The organism is Allobosea sp. GW821-FHT09G06, assembly GCF_059416005.1.
In genome coordinates this window covers 1-22,140 of sequence record NZ_JBWKOI010000008.1, presented here as the reverse complement: position 1 = coordinate 22,140, position 22,140 = coordinate 1, and the positions used below count along the sequence as shown (strand labels likewise).

General features: G+C 63.8%; 19 protein-coding genes. All 19 read right to left on the bottom strand.

All coding sequences use genetic code 11. From position 1 onward, the window contains the following. Nucleotide 1 precedes the first annotated feature (1 nt). The 19 genes from AC07NY_RS24810 to AC07NY_RS24720 all read right to left on the bottom strand — a co-directional run bounded on the left by AC07NY_RS24810 (nt 2) and on the right by AC07NY_RS24720 (nt 21,776). Nucleotides 2-523 (bottom strand): prepilin peptidase, encoded by a 522-nt coding sequence (locus AC07NY_RS24810; protein ID WP_494585948.1) that lies wholly within the window; start codon nt 521-523, stop codon nt 2-4. Between the two features lie 30 nt (nt 524-553). After that, entirely contained in the window at nt 554-1,348 is a 795-nt protein-coding gene (locus AC07NY_RS24805; protein ID WP_494585947.1) for a ComEA family DNA-binding protein, read from the bottom strand. A 197-nt stretch (nt 1,349-1,545) separates the two neighbouring features. Next, nucleotides 1,546-2,511, bottom strand: a complete 966-nt coding sequence (locus tag AC07NY_RS24800; protein WP_494585946.1) for an SCO family protein — start codon at nt 2,509-2,511, stop codon at nt 1,546-1,548. Between the two features lie 48 nt (nt 2,512-2,559). Then, a complete protein-coding gene (locus AC07NY_RS24795) occupies nt 2,560-4,965 on the bottom strand; it encodes a multicopper oxidase family protein (RefSeq protein ID WP_494585945.1) in 2,406 nt (801 codons plus the stop codon). A gap of 463 nt (nt 4,966-5,428) precedes the next feature. Further along, complete coding sequence (locus AC07NY_RS24790; RefSeq protein WP_494585944.1) at nt 5,429-6,061, bottom strand: hypothetical protein; 633 nt, start codon at nt 6,059-6,061, stop codon at nt 5,429-5,431. Next, nucleotides 6,058-6,483 carry a hypothetical protein gene (locus tag AC07NY_RS24785; protein WP_494585943.1) on the bottom strand — a complete coding sequence of 142 codons (426 nt, stop codon included), beginning with the start codon at nt 6,481-6,483 and terminating at the stop codon, nt 6,058-6,060. Before AC07NY_RS24785 ends, AC07NY_RS24790 begins: the two co-directional genes overlap by 4 nt. Continuing rightward, nucleotides 6,464-6,922: a GspH/FimT family pseudopilin gene (locus AC07NY_RS24780; protein WP_494585942.1), complete on the bottom strand. Its 459-nt coding sequence runs from the start codon at nt 6,920-6,922 to the stop codon at nt 6,464-6,466. The genes AC07NY_RS24785 and AC07NY_RS24780 overlap by 20 nt, the downstream gene beginning before the upstream one ends. Then, nucleotides 6,919-8,136 (bottom strand): type II secretion system F family protein, encoded by a 1,218-nt coding sequence (locus tag AC07NY_RS24775; protein WP_494585941.1) that lies wholly within the window; start codon nt 8,134-8,136, stop codon nt 6,919-6,921. The genes AC07NY_RS24780 and AC07NY_RS24775 overlap by 4 nt, the downstream gene beginning before the upstream one ends. Then, complete coding sequence (locus AC07NY_RS24770; RefSeq protein WP_494585940.1) at nt 8,133-9,881, bottom strand: GspE/PulE family protein; 1,749 nt, start codon at nt 9,879-9,881, stop codon at nt 8,133-8,135. The genes AC07NY_RS24775 and AC07NY_RS24770 overlap by 4 nt, the downstream gene beginning before the upstream one ends. Nucleotides 9,882-9,931: 50 nt before the next feature. After that, entirely contained in the window at nt 9,932-12,259 is a 2,328-nt protein-coding gene (gene gspD / locus AC07NY_RS24765; RefSeq protein ID WP_494585939.1) for a type II secretion system secretin GspD, read from the bottom strand. 232 nt (nt 12,260-12,491) lie between these two features. Next, nucleotides 12,492-13,046, bottom strand: coding sequence for a hypothetical protein (locus tag AC07NY_RS24760; RefSeq protein WP_494585938.1), 555 nt, complete (start codon nt 13,044-13,046; stop codon nt 12,492-12,494). Beyond that, nucleotides 13,031-13,591 (bottom strand): type II secretion system protein GspM, encoded by a 561-nt coding sequence (gene gspM / locus AC07NY_RS24755; protein ID WP_494585937.1) that lies wholly within the window; start codon nt 13,589-13,591, stop codon nt 13,031-13,033. Before gspM ends, AC07NY_RS24760 begins: the two co-directional genes overlap by 16 nt. Then, complete coding sequence (locus tag AC07NY_RS24750) at nt 13,592-14,689, bottom strand: PilN domain-containing protein (RefSeq protein WP_494585936.1); 1,098 nt, start codon at nt 14,687-14,689, stop codon at nt 13,592-13,594. Then, a complete protein-coding gene (gspG, locus tag AC07NY_RS24745; RefSeq protein WP_494585935.1) occupies nt 14,686-15,354 on the bottom strand; it encodes a type II secretion system major pseudopilin GspG in 669 nt (222 codons plus the stop codon). Before gspG ends, AC07NY_RS24750 begins: the two co-directional genes overlap by 4 nt. An 844-nt stretch (nt 15,355-16,198) precedes the next feature. Continuing rightward, entirely contained in the window at nt 16,199-16,987 is a 789-nt protein-coding gene (locus tag AC07NY_RS24740) for a MurR/RpiR family transcriptional regulator (protein ID WP_494585934.1), read from the bottom strand. A 95-nt stretch (nt 16,988-17,082) separates the two neighbouring features. Continuing rightward, nucleotides 17,083-17,925, bottom strand: coding sequence for an inositol monophosphatase family protein (locus tag AC07NY_RS24735; RefSeq protein WP_494585933.1), 843 nt, complete (start codon nt 17,923-17,925; stop codon nt 17,083-17,085). A 5-nt stretch (nt 17,926-17,930) separates the two neighbouring features. Then, nucleotides 17,931-19,025 (bottom strand): ABC transporter ATP-binding protein, encoded by a 1,095-nt coding sequence (locus tag AC07NY_RS24730; protein ID WP_494585932.1) that lies wholly within the window; start codon nt 19,023-19,025, stop codon nt 17,931-17,933. Next, entirely contained in the window at nt 19,022-20,725 is a 1,704-nt protein-coding gene (locus AC07NY_RS24725; protein WP_494585931.1) for an ABC transporter permease, read from the bottom strand. Before AC07NY_RS24725 ends, AC07NY_RS24730 begins: the two co-directional genes overlap by 4 nt. 31 nt (nt 20,726-20,756) lie before the next feature. Further along, a complete protein-coding gene (locus tag AC07NY_RS24720) occupies nt 20,757-21,776 on the bottom strand; it encodes an ABC transporter substrate-binding protein (protein WP_494585930.1) in 1,020 nt (339 codons plus the stop codon). Nucleotides 21,777-22,140 lie beyond the last annotated feature (364 nt).

The following is a 22,140-nucleotide window of genomic DNA, read 5'->3' as shown; positions in this document are numbered from 1 at the left end:
GCTACGCTGTCTGGAGGTGCAGAAGCCACAGGTCGAGAATGTCGATCATAGGCATTCCGATCAAAGTCCGAGCCGTCACGACCGATACCACGCCCAATCCTAGAAAGGGGCCGAACGGAAGCGGATGCCGGGCATCGAATTTGGCATCGAACACTTTCCGCACCAGCAGGTAGGCGAGTGCGGACATCGAAGCCAGCGCAAGGGCGAGGGCGAGCTCATCCGCGCCGGTCCAGGCTCCCGCAGCTGCGGCGAACTTGACGTCACCTGAGCCGAGACCGTCATAGCCACGATAGGCTCGGAAGGCCGCCTGCAGCAGCAGAAGGCCGCAGCCTCCCAGAGCCACACCGGCGAGCGCCGCTATCGGACCGATGGATCCGGGAAGGAAAGACACTACGATCCCGCACAGGAAGATGGCCGCATTGACCGGGTCGGGGATGATCATCGAGCGGATATCGACGGCCGCGGCATACGCCGTCAGCCCGAGAAGGGCGGCGAGCGCGGCGAGTTGGGCTAGACCCGGCATCGGTTCAACCGTCCCCGATCAAGCGGTGCGTCAGCATGGCGGCAGTCCGGCACGGCCAGCGTCGGCGCGACGCGGTGCTCGCTCGCGCCATTCCCGAATCCGATGGCCTGTCGGGTGGTCGCGGGAGATCTCGATGACGGCTTCTCTTGCGAAGCGCGCTCCCGAGGCCTCCACGGCCTCGCTGCCGATCAGGAAGGCGGTGCCCGCGGTCTCAGCAACATAGATGCTTGGCAGATCCCGCCGGGCAGCCTCGCGCGATGGCGCGAGCCCGCCGGGCGAGACGGCGCCGAGGAGATGCAGCGGCGCGACGTCCGGGTCCAGGCCTGCGTTCCCGGAATGAACGGTGACCAGGGGGACCAGCGCTTGGAAGAGGTCGCGGCCCATGCCGGTGACCTGATCGAGTTCGAGCACCGACCGAAACGCTGCAGGCCGGGATCCTGCCAGAGCGGCCCCGTTCTCCGCCGCGACTTCGCGCAGGCTCTTGAGGTTCTGCACGATCGCTATGGCCGATCCGGCTTCTGCACTCATTCTCCGGATCAGCGCTTCGATCAGCTCGATATTCGCAGTGTTGAGGTCGATTTTCCCCCCCTCGTCGGCGCTGGAAACCGTGAGACTCCACCCTTCGCCCAACGAGCAGGCGACCGGCGTCCCGTCCACCCCGAACCGACGGCTGCGAACCTTGCCGTCAGCCCCGCCGGACAGCAGATCCAGAACAGCCAGGTTGACGCCGATGTTCGCCATCGCTTCGGCGCGTGCATGCCGGGCCAGGCTCGCCGCCTCGATCGCTCGGTAGCGGGCGGCGACGATATAAGTCATGAACAGCAAGGTCAGGATTCCGACGGCCCAGATCACCACGACCAGTGCAAAGCCGTCAGTCTTGCCATTGGGGAGACCGTCACTCCCGGGCAGAGCTTCCGTTGACCTGCCCCTGACGTCGCTGCCTTGCCTTGATCCCATTACCGACCCTGAAGCAACCATGCCTGACGAGCATGGACTGGTGCGGACGAAGCCCTGCGACAAACCTATTTCTTGTGATGATGGTCGTGCGAATTCTTCTTGGCGGCCGCGGCCGCGTAGGTCAGAGCCTCCACATAGGCGATGACATCGGCAGCGTCGGCCTCCGAGAGCCCGAGGGTCGGCATGCGCGCGCTGTAGCTCGCGAAAAGCTCTATCGCGATCGGATCCTTCCGGGCCCGCATTTGCTCGGGCGCGGTGAGATAGCTGACGATCCAGTTGCGATCGCGGCGTGCGCTGAGAGCCTGCAGATCCGGTCCGATGCGCTTGCCCCCGCCGATCGTGTGGCACGACGCGCAGGCCTTGATAAAGAGAGCCTGCCCCGGCAGCCCGGTCGCGTTACCAGCGGCACGCTGTTCGCCGGCGCGAGTGCCGCCGTCCTCGCTCCGGCCCTCCTGGTTACGCAGGACGGGATTCATCGACCTGATCGTCATGACCAAGGTATTGATGTCGCTGAAGGCCGAATCCCGGGCCCATTCGCCGGTTGCGTCATTGACCAGCATGATGTCGCTGCGGTGCTCGAACACCTTTCGGCTTCGTTCGCCGAGCTTGTGGCGAAGCACCGCGATGTCCTGGACGCTCCCCGTCAGAAAAAGCCAGTCCGACCCGGTCTGGAAGGCTTCCGTATAGGCCTTCAGCTTGTCCGGCGTGTCATTGGCCGGATCGATGCTGATCGAGACGAAGAAGACGCTCTGTCCCACCAGGGCCCCGAGCTTGTCCTTGACCTGCGCCAGCCGCGCCGTCGTCACAGGGCAGATATCCCGGCAAGTCGTGTAGATGAAGCTAATCACGACGATCTTGCCCTTGATCGCATCGTCGTAGAACCGCAGCGTCTTGCCGTCCTGGTTGGTCACGGATGTGTTGGGCAGATAACCAGCCCCCCAAGGCGAAGCGCCAGGGGCCGCGGGACTCTTGGCGGCAAGGCCGAGGAGCGCAACCACTACACCGATCATCAAAAAAAGCCGCCCCGACATGACCCGCCCCTTCCGGCTCCGCCTCGACACAATCCGGCGCTCCGAGCGTCACGGCATTCCTGCGAGCCTGCCCCTCCGCGGGTCCCCTTCCGGCAGGATCTCGGGCTGCTTCCAGACCACGCCGTTCACGGTCGGAATCGGCGTCATGGTCACCACATATTGCGGCTGTCCCTTGTAATCGGGATGGCCCGGCGGCGCCGACAAGAGCTGGTAGCGCAGCAGCATCGCGAAATCCTCGTGGCTCGTATTGTGACAATGGGTCACGTAAGAACCACCGAACTCGCCGAAGCGGACCTGGAACTTCACCTTCCCGGACGGCCGCAACCTCCACGTATCCTTCCGGACGAGCCGTTCCGTCGCGGGAAGGGAGCCGTCGCCACGGTTGATGGTGACGCCCTCCTCGAAGTGGAGGTGGATCGGATGGTCCCAGCCGCCGCCGCCGTTGACGAGGGTCCAGTGCTCGACCTCGCCCGGCTTGGGAACCAGCAGCGAAATGCGGTTGGCATTGAGCGAGTGCGCCTTCTCCCCGTTGATCTTGATGGTCCAGGGGAAAAACTCATAGTCTCCGCATTCGGGGACGCATTGCCCGTCCGGCGTATCGCGCGAATCGCCCGATCCGGACCGGCCGAATTCGATGGTCCGCTCGCGGACAGGCGCCACGATCGGAATCTGCGTCGTCAACGTCTTCGTCCCGGCCCGCCAGTCGGATCCATTCAGATCGACGCTGCGATCTCTGTCGCCGAGGCTGGCCGCATTGTACATTTTGGCGGGATTGTCGACGCTTTGCAGCGAACTCACGATCCGGAATTCGAGGATCGGGCCGACGCAGGGATCATCGTCCCGCCCCTTGAAAGCCTTCTCGATGGACACCGCACCCTTCGGCTTGCGTCCGTCGGTCTGCTCCAGCAGGTTTGTCAGATAGATGCTGTCGCCCGGGGTGAACGCCGCGAAATCGACGACGATGTCGTAGCGCTCGGCTGGGCCTTGCTCGTCCAGCTCGGTCAAGGCGATCGGGTTGACGACCAAGTTGCCGTCATTGGCGATGAAGTGGAACGGGACCTTGGTCCCGCGCGAGAACTTCCTGCTCTTGTTGACTGCAAGGGCCAGCTTGACGAAACGCGCCATGGACGCGTTCAGGAAGCGTAGACGGTAACGCCGCGGAAGAACCTCAAAATAGGGATAGTAGGTGCCGTTGACGCAGATGATATCGCCGAGGAAGCCATCGGTGTCGAAAATGTCGAAACGACATTGACCCTCGACATCAAAGGCCGGGTTCGAGATTGCCATGTTGACGTCGAAATCGACATTGCCCCATTTCAGCTGCGAACCGCTCGGCAAGCGCAAATTGATGCCGTCGTCGAGATCCTCCCGGCCCCGGTCAGGCCCACTATAGATATTGCAGAACGCGAACATGCCCTTGTGCACGTTTTCAGCCGTGAAGAAGAAGCGGTGATCGTGGAACCACAGGCTGCCCTGAATCTCGCGGAAGTCGCCGGGCACCTGGACGAGCCCCTCCCCGTCATCGGGGCCTGAAGATTTGCGCGCATAGTCGCGGTCGCCCGTCGGCCAGACACTGGGCATGTCGCGACGGGCCATGGCCATGGCCCAGTGATAGTCATAGAAGGTGCCGGGGAAATGATAGGCGTTGCAGGCGCCGTCGCTCTCCGCGCCATTATGCGCGTTATGCAAATGGATCGAGATCTCGTTTCGTCCGAATCCGCCGTTCGCTCCCCTGTCTTCCGGCAGGTCATTGTAAATCCGGGTGAGAATCGGCTCGCCATAGCGGGCCTTGATCAGGAGCGGGGAGGCGACGCCCGTGCGAAGACCTGCCCGGCTGCCTGCCTGGCCCGGTTGCCGCGGGCCGAAGCTCCATAGCGAGTTGGCATTCTGCTCGGGCATCCCGTCGCAGTAGCGGCTGCCGGCCCGGATCTGGCCCAGGGACAGCAGATAGCCCTTCTTCGGGTAAAGTTCCTCCCAGCGCTGATGCGCGAAGAACTCGCCCGGCGGACGGCCTTCGAACGGCCCTACCCCGGTTACCGGATTGCGGAAGGCCGTGCGCCCGGAAGCGTTGTAGTCGGTGTGATAGGAGAGGTTTTTCGCCGGCAGCTCCGAGCCTCCGGAGGCGAACTGCCAGGCGGCATCGCCATTGGCCTTGCGCAGCAGCGGAACGGGTGTCTGCACAACGGCACGCGGCATCGGGTCGTGGAACTTAGCCGCTCCGAAGGTTGGGCTGCGCGGAGCGCCGACCGGCGCCTGAGCGAAGGCGCTCGTGGCGAAAGGGCTGAGTCCGTTCTTGGCGACCAGGAGTCCAGCTGCCGTAAAGTAACCCCAGCGAAGAAGATCGCGCTTCGTGATCTGGCCGACCGACAGTGCCTTGACGATCTCCAGCCGGTTCTCCAGCGCGCGTTCGGCTTCGCGCAGACGGATACCCTTGGTTTCGCGCGGAAGATACATCCCCTTTGCTCCCGATATGTATAGGCCCGCATTGTTTGGCGTGATTCGAATGCTGTTCGAAATGCACGTGCCCTCGCTCCGAGGACGGCCTCGGCAGGGGTGATACCTCAAAGGAAATCAGCGCTATGCTTGAAACTTCAGAGTACATTCATGACACGGCATCACGACTCCTTCAAAGTGAGATTCCAAAACCATGAGCGCCTCTTCATTACCCAAAGCAGGATAACTCGCAATGGCGAGCGCGAATACAGACAAAAGTCCAGCGAAATTCACCATCGAATTCCGGTATCAAGCTCACTACAAATCGAAGCGCGCTTGATGATTTTTTAATCAGAGTGAAAACTAGGATTATTCACAAAACGATCCGCGTAATAGCCAGTAATATTTCCATTCGCGCACGAATAAATCGGTATTCTGAGTTATAATCAAACAAAAATTATGAATTAATCAAATATTAAATCTATCAATCAGAAAAAACTCGGGAAATTATTTCAAAATTTTCCAATTTTTGATTTGCAGATAGCCTTCCGCGCAACGCGACGATGCGCGGCGGCCGTTCCGCGTTCTTCCAATCCTCCCGCCACTCCTCCGGAGCGGCCGAACCGGGAGAGCCAAAATAGCTGAACCGCGCAGTGGCAATGTCGCGGATGATGACCTCCCCCCGCCCCCCAGCCTTCAAGGCAAGGGTGCCGATCGGAACGAGCGATGAGTGGAACACGACCGCGCCAGCACGACGCGCCCCAGGCTCCTCGATGGTGATCGAGATCGTCCGGATTCCTCCAGCCTGGACATCCCCGTTGCTCAAAGCCAGGAAGGACAGCTGCTTCTGCGAGCCCTCGAACAGGACCCGGCCAGGGCCCTGGGCCGTCGCTTGCACAAGTGGCAGCGCGCTGGCCAACGCCCCCGACAGGAGCGCCGCCCCCGTCGCAGCCTCGACGATCTCGGCACGGGCGCGCCCCGTCTCTGCAACCTTGCTCGCCAGGCCGAGAGACAAGGCGAAGAGCCCCAGCATGAGCGCAAGCAAGCTCAGCCCGACAAGCACTTCGAGCAGAACGAAGCCATCCGTCTTGCCGCTCGTCCGGCGGTCGCCTGTCATGGGCTGCGCCTCGGCACGATTTCGAGCGATCGGAGCGTCATCGATCGGCTACCGGTGCCGCGGCCTTCGGAAACAGTCACCTCGACCCACAGGCTGTCGACTTGCCGGGTCTCGCCCGACGCGTCACTGGCGCCGCGCAACACGGCGCGCCACTCCCAGCCATTGTCGAAGCGACCGGCCGACGTTCCAGGGCGGAGGGGAAAATCCTGGCCGGCCGCCGCCAGCTTGCTCTTCGCCAGCATGGTCGCTCGCGTCAGGAAGATGGCCTGCTGGTCGCTTCGCACCGACACCGACAACGCGGCGAGAAGCGACGCCAGGACGACCACCAGAATTGCGAAGGCAATCAGGAACTCCAGCAGCGCGTATCCCGCCCGACTGTCGCCTGTCACCTCCTTGGCATGACTAGGGCGCGAGCGTGACATGGCCAGTGGCCCAACTGACACGCACATGCGCATCGACATTGCTGAGGTGCAGACGAATATCGCCCCCTGTCGATCGGCCCGTGGGAAAGAAACGGATGCCACCGATGCCTCGGGATTGGCGCTCCGACTCCGCGAGGTCCGTGTCGATACCGATATGGGCATCGATCCGGGAAGCACCGATCACCGGCGAGAGATAGGTGCGGCGCTCCCTATCGATCACGAAAACCATCTCGCGGTCCTGCGCCATGGCGGCCGCCCGCGTGACGCGCAAGGCCGCCGCCAGACGGGTTGCGTCCGCCCTCAGTTGCGCCTGTGACGGGGGGCGGCTCAGCAACGGCGCTACAATGAGCGTGGCAACGGAAACGACCGCGACAAGCACCAACAACTCCAGGAGCGTGAACCCGGCATCGGCAGCCACGGGGCGCCGCAAGGTGTTCATCGCAGCGCCAATTCGTTGATCGAGAGAATGGCGCCCATCACCGAGAGGATGATCGCCGCGATCATGCCCGCAACGAGAATCGTGATGGCCGGGGTCAGCGCTGCGAGTGCCCGCGCCGTCCGCAACTCTTCCTGACGCTCCAGGATGAGGGCCGCCCGGGCCAGCATATCCTGCAAGCGCCCGCTCTCCTCGCCGACAGTGACCATCTGCTGGACGACAGCCGGCAGGGCCTCGGCTGTCGACAAGGCGTTGCCGATACTGACGCCGGCGCGAATTTCGGCCAGCGAGCGCTCGAGCCTGACACGGATATGATGGTTCCGGACAAGGGGACAGGAGGCCTGAAACGCCTGCAGCGGCGGGACGCCGGCCTTGATCAGGGTCGCAAGCGTCCGCGTGAAGCGCCCCGCCTCGCGCAGTTCCGTTATCCGGCCGACGATGGGAACCGACAGATAGAGTTGGTCCAGCCGGGTCCGCAATGCAACGCTTCTACGAGCAACAACGATGCTCAGCGCCAGTGCTGCCACCCCGGCCGCAACCAGGGCCAGAATCCAGGAAGCGTTCTGCCTGACGGCCTCCATGGCGGCGATGATGGCCGGCAACGGCATGCCGTTCTCGAGGAAAAGAGGAGTGACCGCAGGGACAAGCAGCCCGAGCACGATCGCAATCGATATGACAGCCAGCCCGATGAGCAAGGCCGGATAGGCCATTGCGGAACGGATGCGGTTCGCGATCTCGACGCGCCGATCGAGCAGGTTAGCGAGTTCCAGCATGGCCCCTCCGAGATCGGCACCCAGTTCGCCCGCCTGGACGATTCTGACGAACTCGGGGCGAAAGGTCTTACCCATTCCTGCCATCGCGTCGGCCAGAGTGGAGCCTTGCAGGACCCCATCGCTCAAATCGAGCACGAGCTGGCGCGCTCGAGGATTCTCGACGATCGTCGCGGTGATACGCAGCGCCGCATCGAGGGAAAGGCCGGCTTGGAGGAGGACAGCCAGATCACGAGCCAGGCGCGCAAAGCGGACATCGCCTATCTGCCGCGAGCGATCCAGGCTGATCTCACGGAACAGGAAGTCGCTGCCGCCCGAAGCCCGCACCTCGTAGGGTGTGACACCACGCGCGCGAATGATCCGCCGCGCCTCCTCCGACGTTGTGGCTTCGACATCGTCTTCGATGAGATTGCCGGCCCCATCGAATGCCTCGAAGTGAAATCTCATGACGGCCCCGCATCGAGGGCCGTCGTGACGCGGAGTATCTCTCCGACTGTCGTCAGGCCTCGCCAAGCCTTGGCGACGCCATCCTCATACATCGACCCCCCTCCGTTCCGTCGCGCTATGCGCTCGATTTCGATGGCAGGCAGCCGTTGCAGAAGCGCTCGCTGGGTTGCTTCGTCTACGACCAGCAGCTCAGCGATCGGCAATTGCCCCCGAAAGCCGCTGAACCCGCATCTCTCGCAGCCGCAGGACTGAAGCAGCTTCGGCGGCCCTATCTGTCGCAGCGCCGGAACGGCCTCGACCAGCTGCTCGGCGACCTCATGCGCGACCTCGTGCGGCTTTGCACACGCGACGCACAGGCGCCGCACAAGCCGTTGCGCCATGATTCCTCGAAGCGTGGACCCGAGCAGGAAGTGCTCGACCCCCATGTCGATCAGGCGTGTCACGGTCTCGGCCGCGCTGTTCGTGTGCAAGGTCGAGAAGACGAGATGGCCGGTCAATGAAGCCTGAACGGCAATGCGCGCCGTTTCCATATCACGGATTTCGCCGATCATGATCATGTTCGGGTGGTGCCGCAGGATGGCGCGAAGGCAGGCCGGGAAATCAAGGTTGATCGATGGTTGGACCTGGACCTGGCTGATGCCGGTGAGCTGGTACTCGATAGGATCTTCGACGGTGAAGATCTTCACCGTCGGGCGGTTGATGTGCTTCAGCATCGTATAGAGTGTCGTCGTCTTGCCGCTGCCTGTCGGGCCGGTGAGGAGGATGATGCCGTTGGGCTGCTCCATCACGCGGTGCAGTGCTGCAATCTGAGCGCCTTCAAAGCCAAGACTTGGGAAGTCGAGCTTGACCCGACTGCGGTCGAGAACGCGCATCGTAACCGTCTCGCCGTCGATGGTTGGAATCGTTGCGACGCGAAAGTCGATGTCGTTGCCACGAATGGCGAGTTTGATGCGTCCATCCTGCGGCAGGCGGCGCTCTGCGATATCGAGCTTCGCCAGGATCTTGATCCGCGAGATGACGGCGGCACGCAGCCGTGCCGGTACCTCTTCGGCGACGCGCAGCATGCCGTCGATCCGATATCGAACGGTCAGCGCATGCCCGGTTGGTTCGACATAGATGTCCGAGGCGCGCGCATCTACCGCTGCCGAGATGATCTGGCTGACGAGGCGGATCACCGGCGCTTCGCTGGCGCTGTCGCGCAACCGTTGCAGGTCGTGCTCGCTGGGATCCTCGCTCGCCGGCGCAGAGGCTCGCGGGACCGCAGTTTCGCCGTCGTAGAGTGCCGCCACGGCCCGCTCGAAATCGGCGAGCGTGATGACCTCGTGGCGGATCGCATGATCGACGGCAAAACGGATTGCATCGAGCGGCATCTGGTCAAGCGGATCGACAACCGCGAGAGTCAGCGTATCGCCCTCGAGGCGGACGGGCAGAATGCGGTTCTGCAACACGAAGGACGGCGGTAGCTTGTCAGGGAGCAGCAGCGGCAAGGCTTCATCGCCCGGAGCGTAGATCGCCAAATCGAGAAAGCGCGCGAGAGCGACGGCGAGATCCAGCTCGGCCATGATGCCGAGCTTGGCCAGGACAAGATCAAACCGGTCGCCGGTCGCTGCCGCAGCGCGTTGGGCACGCCCGATCGACGTCGCATCCAGGAGCGTTTGCGATTGCAGGAAGGCTCCGAACTTCTCCGCGAACGCCCCACTCTGCGAGGCGCCTTCGGCCAAGGTAGCTCGAGGGTGCTCGGTCATGCTCCCTCCGCAGGAAGTTCACCCGGCAGCCGGTAGATAGGCTGCCGTCGTCATCGCAGCACGCGCTTCGCGTTATTGATCAGGATTCGGCCCGGATCGCGGGTCGTCGCGAAACTCTCGACCTTGCGCCGGTACTCGTCGGTGACGGCGCGCGCCTCGTTGAAATCGCGCACGACTCGCGGCGTCAGCATGATGACGAGCTCCGTCTTCTCGACCAGGTCCTGCTTGTCCTTGAACGCATTGCCCAAAATCGGGATATCGCCGAGGACCGGTACCTGTGTCGCGATCCGCGAGGTCTTGTCCTGGATGAGCCCGCCGAGGGTAATGCCTTCGCCATCGCTAACGACGACGGTCGTGTGCACTCGCCGGCGCGCGAATGTCGGTGAATCGATGCCGGAAGAAGTCGTCCTCTGCACGCTGGAGACTTCCTGCTCGATCTCAAGCAGCACGCGCCCGGCCTCGTTGACCCGCGGGGTGATGTTGAGGATCACGCCGGTATCCTTGTAGGAGACGGAATTCACGACCGGAGCTCCCGGCGTCAACACGCTCACGGCCGATTGTGTCGTGACCGGCACCTGATCGCCGATCTGCAGGGTCGCGGTCTTCCTGTCGAGAACCATCAGGCTCGGTGAGGCCAGGACATTCACCCGTCCCACCCCGTTCAGCGCATTGAGCGTCACCTGTGCGTTTGCAGCCCGGAAGACATAAGAGAAGCCGGGGAAGACGGAGTTCAGCGCTCCGTCGATGGCACTCGAGAATGTGGCCGACTGGCTGCCTCGTTGGTTCTGCAGGAACCAGCGAACACCGAACTTCAGGTCATCATTCAGGGTCACCTCGGCGATCGTCGCCTCGATCAGGACCTGATTGGGAATGACGTCGAGATTGGCGATGACGCGGGCGATCCGCTTGTAGTCATCCCGCGATGCCAGGATCAGCAGGGCATTTTGCGATTGGTCGGCCACGACCTTGATGCGCGGCTCGCCGGAGGGGCCGCCTGCCCCGAACCCGGTCGCCGCCGTCTCGGCCCTGGTCTCCTGCCCTCCGCTCGCCAGGGTCGCCCCGCCGAAAGGCATGCCGGAGATCATATCGAAACTCCGACGCGACGAGGAGCCACCGAACGATACGCCCGCGAAGCGGTCATTGCCCTGGCCGCCGGCCGGCGAGCCCGTTGCCTGAGCCAGCTGTGCGGGAACGGCCGGTGCTTCCGCTTCCTGGGTGCGTGACCGCGCTCCCGCCCGGCCGTTCGCATCTCCTGGAGCGACCTCGTTCGCAAATATCGAATTCAGAACTTCGACCAGCTCCTTGGCCTGCCGGTTGCGGAGCACATAGCTGTGGACTTCCCGCTGCGGACCGACAGCCTGATCATCGAGGCGGCGGACCCATTGCTGCGCCTCCTGTAGGTATTGCTGCTGCTTGGAAATGATCAGGATCGATTTGAGCCTGGTATTCGGCACGAACTGAACCATGCCGCTCATTGCTCCGTCGCCATTGGCGAGGAATATCTTGTTCACATTCTCGACGATGGCATCGGGATCGCCGCCCCTTATCGGCACCAGCGCGAATGACGTACCCTTCATCGCATTGACGTCGAAAACGGAGATCGCCTCCTCGATCGCGCTCATTTCCTGGGCGGTACCCGAGAGCAGCAGCGCATTGCGGGAGGTATCGACGCGCACGACGCCGCCAAACGAGGCAATCGGATCGAGAATGCGCTTCATTTCCGCCGCGGCGACAAATCGCAGAGGCACGACCTTGACCGTGTTGCCGATCGCCTGGGAGCCACCATCGCGCCCCGCCAATCTCGCTCCCGTCGCGGCCTGATCGGCAGTCACGATACGGTAGATATTGCCGTTCTGGACGATCGCGGCACCGATCGTTCGCACCGATGCCTCAAAGAGTTCGCCGATACCCTCGCGCGTGAGTGGGCTCGTGGTCTGGAGCGTGACCCGTCCTTCGATCTTGGGGTCGACCGTATAGTTCACCTTGAAAATGTCGGCGAGAACGGCCTTCGCCGCCTCAGCCAGAGAAGCATCGACGAGGTTCAATGTATAGGTCTGGCCTCCTGGCGCGGGCCTAGTGCTGCCGGTCCCTCGGGGCCCCTCGGCATTTCCGGTGAACGGCGTTCCCCAGAATACCTTGCTGGCCTGTGCCGGCGCTGCGCCGCTCGGATCGGGCAGGCTGGCGTATGGGCCGAAAGGCCGCTTCTTGCCGTCATCCTCCAGACGTCTCGAATAGGAAACATCGGGCTGTCCCTCGTAGACAACCTCCTCGGACGTCTGGCAGGCCGCCAGCCAAGTCAAGACGACAAGCGCCGAAGCAATGCTCCGACAGCGTTCGAAGACAGAACGACTTTTGTCGCCATAGCATGCACGCATCATACCGCGCTACCTGCCTGTACCAAACCCTGCTACCCAACGACAGGCGTTAACTCTGACGAAGGATTCGCATAAAGCCAATCGATTTCGGGGCACTAAAATCCCTGTTCAACATCAACAGTTTTCCGCGCTTATGCACGTCGCGACGCGCGCCTCGAGCGACCGACGACACCCAATGAGCCCCTGAAGGCGACGGACTTCGCTGCCGGGCCGAAAGCGGAGCCAGACCGCGGTTTCATTGCCGAACTGCTACGGCAGGCGACACGCTGTCGCCTGCGTATAACGGCAGCGTCATCTTGCGGTCTCCGCGGGTCAGGACCACCCGACCCGGCTCGATCATGGAAACAGCCCATCCATCCTCCGTCCTTTCTCCAAGCGCGACCCAGAATCCAGCCTCACGCCGTTGCGTCCGCAGCAACGCCTTGTTCAGATCGGGCGAGACGATGATGCCGCCGACCGAATAGCTCGGCGCAACCTCGACGACCGGGCTCACGACCGGCGCTACGACCGGCGCGCGCATCTCGACCGGCATCGGCGGGCGCCGCTCCGGCGAGAACAGCGGGCGGGCAATCAGACTTTCGAACTGGAAAGGCGCTTCCTCGACAATCTGAACGAAAGGCTTCTTCGTAGCTGTCGCGGATTTCATGATCCTGCTGCCGGCCGACGGTTCAAGTGGCTCTGCGATGCTTCGCCAGGCGAAGTTCACGGCAATGACTGATGTGGCGACGAGGCCCGCCGTGCCGACCGCCAGGACAGATGTCCTCGGGTCGAGGCTCAGGAGTCTGACCATCGTGTCACTCCATAGACCTCGATAATGACCCCGAGCCTGTCGCGTGTGCTCTCGGCTTCGACGAGTGCCGACAGCTTGACACTGTGAACGAACAGGAAAGGCACGCCCTCCTCGATGCCCGCCAGAACCTCGGCCGCACGTGGCGTTGCCGCCGCGAACTCGATTCGTGCTCCAACGAGCTGGCGACCGGACCAGCTGCGGGACGGCAAGGCGGTCACGGAGCTGAAGCTTACAGCATGATCGTCAGCGACCTGCCGCAATCGGGTCAGCAGATCGGAGGTCGCAAGGCTTTCACTGGTGCCCTGAAGAAAACGCCTCGCCGCCATTTCCACGTCAACTGGATCGAGCCTGACGATCGACTGCTTTCGCTGGAGCGCCGAATTGAGGCGATCGAGCCGCAGCGCGCTCTGCTCAATCTGGCTCTCCCGCTCTCTCAGCGTCCCGATCGCCGGTTCGACCGCAAGGATGTAGACGCCGGCCACGACCAGGGCGTTGGCCGCGATGAAGGCGGTGAAGCGAAGCCAAGATCTGACTTGCCCCCCCATCTACCGGCGCTCCTCGGCTGGCAGGCGCGCCTTCCTCAAGGAAGCGCGCAGCGAGAAATTCTCCTTGCTCTTGGCAGGATCGAACACCAGCGGGCCGGAAAGGGCCGCTCTGTGAACGACGGAGGACTGTTCCAGAAGTTGGATAAGCCCGGCCGCGGCATCGGAATATCCGGTCGCACGCAGATTGCCGCCCGAAATCTCCAGCCCCGTCAGAAAGGTCGGGTCGGGGAGAATGCGCGCCAGCTCGTCCCATACCTGGACGAGGCCGGGCGCCCTGCGAAGCTCGACGAAGACCGCGATATCCTCCGCCAACGCAGAGGCCGGTCTCGAACGCTCGGTCACCTCCCTGTCGAGCGCCGAAATCTCGACGATACGCCCCTCCATCTCGGCCAACAGCGCTTCCTGGCGCCAGAAAAGTGCCGCATATCCGACAAGCGCTCCGAGCAGCGACACGAAAACCAGCGCGATGACGAGCCTCTTGAGCCAAGGCGAGAATGCTTGCGGCCTGCGCGCAAACGGCACCGTCACGGCCTCCAGCCCAACAATGGACGGGCCTTCCAATGTCGTAACCTCGGAAGGAGCAACGGCAAGGCGCGCGAGAAGCCGATCGAGGATCGCGCGCGGCAATACTAGGTAGCGCAGCTCCAGTCTGCCAACTCCCGCAGTCCTCAGATCGTAACCGATGAACATCTCGTCCGGTTTGAACGGGGTTTTCAGCGAGATGTTTTCGCGAATGATGTCCCCTGCATGTCCCTGGGCGCGTGCAGGGATGATCTGCGAATGCGTGATCGCCTTGCGGAGGGCCAGCACAATCCGGATCTTGCTCACGGGCGCATGGGCCGCGGCCCTCTTCAGACAGCGATCGAGCATCGCACGGCTGTAGTCCGCCCATGCGATTTGCTCGACGAAATTGTCCCTGCCTTCAGGGCCGGAAAACGAAATCGCGACATGCTCCTCATCAGGGCGAATGGTGAGTGTCATCGGGCGGCTGGCCTTGCCCCACGTCCTCAACGTGACCGGCAGCGAGATCTGCAACTCCCTGACCCACCATTGCGCCAGGAGTGCCGCCCCCACGCTGAGTTGGTGCAGCACAGTCATCTGGGCAGCGCCCCCCGTGTGCCCAAATTGCGCTTCTGGACCTCAGCCTCCTCGTTGCTCCCACGCCTGTCGCTCCCGTCGAAGCCGATCAGGAAGCTGCGCCCATCGTTCTGCACGACGTAATGGTAAGGCTTGCCCCAGGGATCGCGCGGAACAGCCGCTGCCTTGAGATAGGGACCGTTCCAGCTTTGCAGATTGGTCGGCGGGGCAATCAAGGCCTGGAGACCTTCCGCATTCAGCGGATACCGGCCATTATCGATGTAGAACAGCTCGACGGCATTCGACAGCGTCGTCGCCTGGATGCGCGCCGTCGCGATCTTGGCATCGCTCAGGTAGCCGACGACACGCGGGCCGATCAGGCCGACGACCAGGCCGATAATACTGAGAACGACCAGGACCTCGACGAGAGTGAAACCAGCCTGGCTTGTCTCGCGTCCGAAAAAGGGGGACGTCGTGCTGGAGACGGGAAAGGGCTTGCGGGGTCCTTTCCCGATCTTGCGCGAGATGCCGGAGCTGTTCCCGCTTCGATCCGCGCCGCCGAACTCGCGATTGGCAGCGATCCGATACACCGCGGGATCGCCGGAGCGGCTTTGCTGCGAGGTGCTAAAGCACCTGCTCCTACCCGCGAGGCAGCTTGCTCGCGCGAAAGCTTCGATCCTTGTCACGATGCTCCCCGTCCAACACCGCTATGCCCCGCTCACGCCCCAAGGCCTGCTGAGCAACGTCACGTGAGACGAAAGCCTCGATCCAATGGCGAGGTACCCGCTACTTGAAGAGCCGACGCCATCGAAGCTTGAAATCTCCGTCCCCGATTTCCGAATATATCGCTACGAGGCGATGCTAGGTAGCGACCTTGGTCGGGCCAAATGGAGGGCTCTCGAATCTTCCGTATCCGCCATGCGCGACTGCGGGCTGATCGGTTCCGAGGACCACGAAAGATTCTGTTGTTTAGTCTCGCTTATCGGCTCACGCATTGAGCGCATCCGAATCGTAATTCCCTTGTTTTTCAAAGGATTGACGGCCGAACAGCAGATCGGAATCGTCTCATCGGCAGAGGCGCTGATAATTCTTCCCTACCCGGCGAGCCTGCGGAGCGGTTTTCGAAACTTCGCCCGGAAAGCCGGATATCCGCATCGTTTGAAAGGTTTAGATCATGGCGACGCGACGTCCGGCGTGATCGATAGGCACAGATCGCCGCCGATCGATCGCGAATCCGTTCGGCCAACGGACACTTCATCTCCTTTCCGAGCAGGTCGCTCCTGGGCGACGATGCTGTCTGGACGTCGCGGGAATGGATATTTAGGGCCGGTATCTGGCCGGCCAGCGCCGCGACGACCGCCGGGTGGCGATGCCCGACCGAGCACACATTGTTGTAGCAGCCGAGATAGGCTTTGGCCTTGGCATCGTAGAGCCAGACGCCGCCTCCCTGCACCGGCCGCAGCGGCTCCTCGTAGAATTGCCGGACAGGCTATTCCCGCACATGCACTCCGAGCTTCGTTCCGCTCGCTTTCAAGAGCCTTGCTGCACGCGCGCGGTGAGCAGCACGAGCACCGCGTCGAGCAGCACATACATCGCGACCCTCCCGGTCGGGATGAAGATGTCGCTCTTCGACTTGCGGTAAGCGTTGAGCGCGATGTTGACGTCCGAGAGCTCGGCCACCAGCGAGCCGGCCGGCGACAGCGAGACGATCCGCGCGCCTGCCTTGCGCGCGATCTCGATATTCGAGACCAGATAGCTCGTCAGCCCGGAATAGGAGAGCGCGAAGACGACGTCGCGGGACGTCAGGTGCGGCGCCGACACCATCTGCAGGGTCGGGTCGGCATAGGCGACGCTCGCCATGCCGAGCCCGGCCATGCGGTGCTGGGCCTCCGAGGCCAGGAAGCCTGAGCCGCCATAGCCGTAGATGTCGATGCGGCGCGCCGCGGCGAAGAAGCCGATCGCGCGCTGCAGGCTCGCCATGTCGATGTCCAGCCGCGCCTCGCCGATCGATTTCGCGGCCTTGGCGAAAACCGCGTCGAGGAGGTCCGCCGCCGGATCGCCGCTCGCGGCGGGAACGGGTTCGGCGATCTTCTGCAACGTCGCCAGATGCTGGGCGAGCTTCAGCCGGAAATCCGGGAAGCCATCATAGTCGAGCCGCCGGCAGAAGCGGATGACCGAGGGCTCGCTGACCTTCGAGATCCGCGCCGTATCGGCCACCGACCAGGTGATCGCGGTCGAAGGCGTGTCCAGGATCGTCTCGGCGATGCGCCGCTCGGCCGGCGTGAAGATCGAGAGGGACTGTCTGATCCTGTCCAGCATCGGGACGGCTCCTGCATGGACGGCAGCGTCCGGGCGGTTTGTAGCCCCTCGCCCGGCCCCGCGGAAGGCGGCCCCGCCGACCTCAGGCGGCGGACTCATGCTGCAGCGCGCCACTCCAGCGCCGCCAGGGCAGAGCCTTCGTAATCGAAGGCGCCATGGCTGACCACGACCCTGCGCACCCGCTCGACCTCGGCGAAGGGATCGGCCACCGGCCGGCCCTGCGCGTCCCAGGCGAAAATCCGGCCGCCGGCGGCGCGGACAAGCTGCATACCGGCCGCGATGTCCCAGGCCTTGAACTTGGTCTCGTGGCTGATGGCGGCGCGCCCGGCGGCGACATAGGCCAGATGCAGGGCGCAGGAGCCGAGGCGGCGCACGGCGCGGAACGAGCCGACCAGCCGGGCGAAGGCATCGAGCACCTCGCGGCCGATCGGATCGCCCTCATAGGGAGCGTTGGTCAGGAGCTCGACCTCCCGGTCGGTGCGGCCGCGCAAGGCCGGCTTCAACGGCGTGCCGTTGAGCGAGAGCACGCCGCCCGCCGCCATGAACAACTCGTCGCGCACGGGATCGTAGATCACGCCGCAGACCGTCTCGCCGGCATGATAGGCCGCGATCGAGACGGCGAAGATCGGCAGGCCCGAAGCGAAATTGCTGGTTCCGTCGATCGGATCGATGATCCATGTGGTGTCGCCCTCGCCCGACCAGCCATCCTCCTCGCCGAGGATGCGCGAGGCCGGCACGCGCGCCAGGATGATGCGCTTGGCCACGGCCTCGGCCTCCTTGTCGGCCGCGGTCACGACGTCGAAGAAGCCGTCCTTCTGCTCGATGGCGAGCGTGTCCGGCGAAAAGGCCTGGAAGGCCTCGCGCGCCACGGCACCGGCGGCGCGTGCGGCTTCACATGCCGTCTCGGCGATCGCCGCGTGGATGTCGTTCGTGGTCATGAGCCTCAGGCCGCCTTGTCCGCTTGCGCCTCGTCCGAGGCCAGTCCGATGATCCAGAGCGGCGCGCCCGCAAGCGAGACATTGATCGTCTCGCCGACCGCGGCGATGCCGTTCCGGTGATAGAGCGTGTCGAGGACGGTGCAGTCCTGCCCGTCGATATCGACGAGATATTCGACATAGCTGCCCTGGTAGACGACGCGCCTGACCGTGAGCGGCGCTCCGCCGGCATCCAGACGCGCATGCTCGGGCCGCAGCACACAGCGCACGGTGTCGCCGGGGCGGTAGTCGCCCCCGCCAAGCGGCGCCGCGACGGTCTCGCCCGCGATCATGAGCCCGACCTCGTTGCCCTCGCGCCGGGTGACGGGCGCCGAGAGGATATTGGCGCGCCCCATGAAGCGGGCGACGAATTCCGTCTTCGGCCGCGCATAGATCGCCGGCGGCGCATCGTCCTGTTCGATCACGCCGTTGCGCATCACGACGACACGGTCCGAGATCGCCATGGCCTCGCTTTGGTCATGCGTGACGTAGAGGCTGGTGATGCCGAACTTGAGCTGGATCGCGCGCAACTCGTCGCGCATCCGCTCGCGCAGCTGTGCATCGAGATTGGAGAGCGGCTCATCGAAGAGCAGGACCTTGGGCCGTGTCACCACCGCACGCGCCAGCGCGACGCGCTGCTGCTGGCCGCCGGAGAGCTGCGAGGGGGCGCGCTCCGCCAGCGCGGCGAGGTGCATGGTCTCCAGGATGTCCCGCGTGCGGCTGGCGATCTCCGCCGCCGGCACGGATTGCGAGCGCAAGCCGTATTCGACATTCTCCCGGACAGTGAGATGCGGGAACAGCGCATAGCTCTGGAAGACCATGCCGATGCCGCGGGCATTGACCGGCACATGGGTGATGTCGGCGCCGCCGATGGCGATCGTGCCTTCGCTCGGCGCCTCGAAACCGGCGAGCATGCGCAAGATCGTGGTCTTGCCGCAGCCGGAGGGGCCGAGCAGCGTCACCATCGTGCCGGGCTCGATGCGCAAGTCGAGCCCCTTCACTGCGATGGCCCCGCCCGGGCCGCCGAAGCGCTTGGTGACGTTACGGAAATTCACTTCACTCATCGGGAGGACCCCGTTTTCACGCCGCGCGCCAGGAAGGCTTGCAGCACTGCCAGGATGGCGAGGACGACCAGGATCAGGATGACGCAATAGGCCGCGGCGACGCCGAGCCGCTGCGTCTCGACCTGCGAGAGGATGGTCACCGTGATCAGCGACCAGTTGGCCGAGACCAGGAAGATCACGGCCGAAAGCGTCGTCAGCGAGCGCGTGAAGCCATAGGCCAGCGCAGTGAACAAAGCCGGCCGCAGCAGCGGCAGCGTGACGACGAAGAAGGTGCGGGTATTGGAGGCGCCGAGCACGGTCGAGGCCTCCTCGATCGCGCCGTCGATCTGCTTGAGCTGGTTGGAGCCGGCTTCGATGCCGACCTGAAGGTTCTTCACCACCATCACGGCGATGACGATCAGTGCCGTTCCGGTCAGCAGCAACGGCGCCTGGTTGAAGGTGCCGACATAGCCGATGCCGAGGATGGTGCCCGGCGCGGCGAAGGAGAGCACCGTGCCGAAGCGCAGCAGGGCCGAACCCGGAAAGGCCCGCCGCGTCAAGAGATAGGCGATCAGCATGCCGCCGACGGCGGTGATCGGCGTCGCGATTCCGGCGAGGATCAGGGAATCGCCCATCGTGCCGATGCCGGCCGTGAAGATCGTACGGTAATGCTCGACCGTCAGCGTGTTGTTGATGCCCGGCAGCTTGGTGAAGGAGACGAACAGCACCGTGCCGTAGAACAGCAGGATCGTGGCGCAGAGCAGGTAGCAGGCCAGCGTCAGCGGCAGCACCACGCGCCGGCTGGTGATCCGGATCGCCTGCACGGTCGGCTTGCCGGTGACGGTGACGTAGCTGCGCTTGGCCAGCCAGTGGCGCTGGACCATGAAGGCCAGAAGCGAGGGAATGAGCAGGATGCTCGCCAGAAGCGCGCCGCCGCTCAGGTTGAAATAGCCGATGAGCTGCGAATAGGCCTCGACGGCGAGCGTGTTGAAATTGCCGCCGATTACCATCGGATTGCCGAGATCCTCGATCGACTTGACGAAGACGAGGAGCATCGAGCTCAGGATCGCCGGCGTCGCCAACGGCAGGGTCAGGCGCCGGAAGGCGGTCCAGTTCGAGGCGCCGAGCGAGGCGGAGGCATCCTCCAGCGCGCTGTCGACCGCCTGCAGCATGCCGCGGATGTTCAGATAGGCGATCGGCGTGAAGGCGAGGACCTGGATGAAGAGCAGGCTATGGAAGCCGTAGATGTTGCTGTTGCGGATGCCCAGCAGTTCCTTGGTGATCAGCCCGGAGCGCCCGAACAGGATGACGATCGCCAGCGCCATGACGAAGGGCGGCGAGATGATCGGCAGCAGCGAGACCATATGGACGAAGCCCTTACCGGGCATCGAGGTCTTGGTCAGCGCGAAAGCCAAGACGAAGCCGACGAAGGTCGCGACGAAGGCCGAGGCGCAGCCGAGCATCAGCGTGTTGCCGAGCGCGCTCCAGACATAGGGTTTCGACAGGGCCGCCCCGATCGCCGCCAGGTCGAGGCCGTGATCGGTCCAGACCGCCTGCCTGAGCACGCTCAGGATCGGGATCACCGCGAAGATGACGACCGAGATCGTGACCAGCAGGTAGATGCCGAAGAGCCAGGGATCGGCCACGATCTTGCGGATCGCGGCCGGGCGCCGCCAGCCCGCTGCCGGACCGGCAGCGGGCATCTGCGAGATATCGGCCATGAAGCTGCCTCGCGCTTACGTGGCGTGGCGTTTACTTGGCGTCGCTCTTGCGGCGGATCTCGTTCTCGTAGCGCTCCAGCAGGCGGGCGCGGTTCTGCCCGGCCCAGACCGGATCGTAGGCGATCAGCTTGACGTTCTTGATGTCGATCTTGGCATCGGTGTTCTTGAAGCCGGGCACGATTGGGCCGCGGAAGGTCAGGCCCATCGCCTTCTGCCCGTTCTGGGTCAGCACCCAGTCGATGAAGGCGGCCGCGCCCTGGCGCTGGTCCTCCGGCGCATTCGCGACGACGGCGGCGGCATTGACCTCGAAGCCCGTGCCCTCCTCCGGGAAGGAGAAGCTGAGCGGATAGCCCTGATGCAACGCGGCCTCGACATCCTGCGTGAAGGCGGTCGCCAGCGCGACCTCGTTGCTGGCCGCCATGCGCGATGGCGCCACGCCCGAGCGCGTGTATTGCACGACATTCTTGTCGATCTGCTTCATCAGCGCGAAGGCCGGATCCTCGCCCATCAACTGCACCAGCGTCGCCAGCGAGACATAGGCCGTGCCGGAGGCGGCCGGATGCGCCAGAGCAACCGCCTTGGCGAAGACCGGATCGGCGAAATCCTTCCAGCTCTTCGGCGGCTGCGCCTTCAGGTTCTTCAGGTAATCCTGGCTATAGGCGAAGACGATCGGCGAGAGCGAGATCGGCGTCCAGGCCCCCTTGGGATCGGTATATTTAGCGTCGACCGCCGCGATGCCCTTGGCCTTGTGCGGCGCGAGCAGCCCTTCCGTGGCGCCCTGGATGAAGTTGTCGGCCGCGCCCGCAAGCCAGAGCCCGGCCTGCGGATTGGCCTTCTCGGCCCTGATCCGCGCCAGGATCTCGCCGGCGCCGAGCCGGATGAACCTGGCCTGGACGCCGGTATCCTTCTGGAACGCCTTCAGCACCGAGCCGCAATCCTCGTCGGACATCGGGCAATAGACTGTGAGGGGCCCGGCCGATGCGGGAGCGAGCGCCCCGAACATCACGCAAGCGACCGCAAGCAGCGAAGGCAGCGCAACACGCTTCAACATAGATCCCCCGAGGTTTTCGAGCGTTGGCCGTCCAGGAAGCGGCCCACAGTCCGTCTCGGCCATGGAGTTTAATTTCTGCATGAATGTAAATTGTAATTTTACTACATTCTCGCTTACAGAGCTGAAATGGGTGGGACCGCATTTCCGACTGGCCGACCGGCCACTAGTTGCTGACAAGTCGCTGCGCGTTCGGCAGGGGCAGAGCGCTGAGCCCGGCACGAGGACAGCTTCGGACGCCTGCTGAGAATCAACGCAAGCTGCGCTGCCCGTCGTTTCGCCGCACGCTGGGCGGCGTCGACCTTCGAGTTCCACGGCGACCTGGCGTGGATTCTGGCGGTTTGTTCTGAGAACGCAAAAACCCCGT

What these genes read in the sequence shown, in the direction of transcription:
- AC07NY_RS24810 (WP_494585948.1), bottom strand. Translation starts at nt 523, where the DNA reads ATGCCGGGTCTAGCCCAACTCGCCGCGCTCGCCGCCCTTCTCGGGCTG.
- AC07NY_RS24800 (WP_494585946.1), bottom strand. Translation starts at nt 2,511, where the DNA reads ATGTCGGGGCGGCTTTTTTTGATGATCGGTGTAGTGGTTGCGCTCCTC.
- AC07NY_RS24795 (WP_494585945.1), bottom strand. Translation starts at nt 4,965, where the DNA reads ATGTATCTTCCGCGCGAAACCAAGGGTATCCGTCTGCGCGAAGCCGAA.
- AC07NY_RS24790 (WP_494585944.1), bottom strand. Translation starts at nt 6,061, where the DNA reads ATGACAGGCGACCGCCGGACGAGCGGCAAGACGGATGGCTTCGTTCTG.
- AC07NY_RS24785 (WP_494585943.1), bottom strand. Translation starts at nt 6,483, where the DNA reads ATGTCACGCTCGCGCCCTAGTCATGCCAAGGAGGTGACAGGCGACAGT.
- AC07NY_RS24780 (WP_494585942.1), bottom strand. Translation starts at nt 6,922, where the DNA reads ATGAACACCTTGCGGCGCCCCGTGGCTGCCGATGCCGGGTTCACGCTC.
- AC07NY_RS24775 (WP_494585941.1), bottom strand. Translation starts at nt 8,136, where the DNA reads ATGAGATTTCACTTCGAGGCATTCGATGGGGCCGGCAATCTCATCGAA.
- AC07NY_RS24770 (WP_494585940.1), bottom strand. Translation starts at nt 9,881, where the DNA reads ATGACCGAGCACCCTCGAGCTACCTTGGCCGAAGGCGCCTCGCAGAGT.
- gspD (WP_494585939.1), bottom strand. Translation starts at nt 12,259, where the DNA reads ATGATGCGTGCATGCTATGGCGACAAAAGTCGTTCTGTCTTCGAACGC.
- AC07NY_RS24760 (WP_494585938.1), bottom strand. Translation starts at nt 13,046, where the DNA reads ATGGTCAGACTCCTGAGCCTCGACCCGAGGACATCTGTCCTGGCGGTC.
- gspM (WP_494585937.1), bottom strand. Translation starts at nt 13,591, where the DNA reads ATGGGGGGGCAAGTCAGATCTTGGCTTCGCTTCACCGCCTTCATCGCG.
- AC07NY_RS24750 (WP_494585936.1), bottom strand. Translation starts at nt 14,689, where the DNA reads ATGACTGTGCTGCACCAACTCAGCGTGGGGGCGGCACTCCTGGCGCAA.
- AC07NY_RS24740 (WP_494585934.1), bottom strand. Translation starts at nt 16,987, where the DNA reads ATGCTGGACAGGATCAGACAGTCCCTCTCGATCTTCACGCCGGCCGAG.
- AC07NY_RS24735 (WP_494585933.1), bottom strand. Translation starts at nt 17,925, where the DNA reads ATGACCACGAACGACATCCACGCGGCGATCGCCGAGACGGCATGTGAA.
- AC07NY_RS24730 (WP_494585932.1), bottom strand. Translation starts at nt 19,025, where the DNA reads ATGAGTGAAGTGAATTTCCGTAACGTCACCAAGCGCTTCGGCGGCCCG.
- AC07NY_RS24725 (WP_494585931.1), bottom strand. Translation starts at nt 20,725, where the DNA reads ATGGCCGATATCTCGCAGATGCCCGCTGCCGGTCCGGCAGCGGGCTGG.
- AC07NY_RS24720 (WP_494585930.1), bottom strand. Translation starts at nt 21,776, where the DNA reads ATGTTGAAGCGTGTTGCGCTGCCTTCGCTGCTTGCGGTCGCTTGCGTG.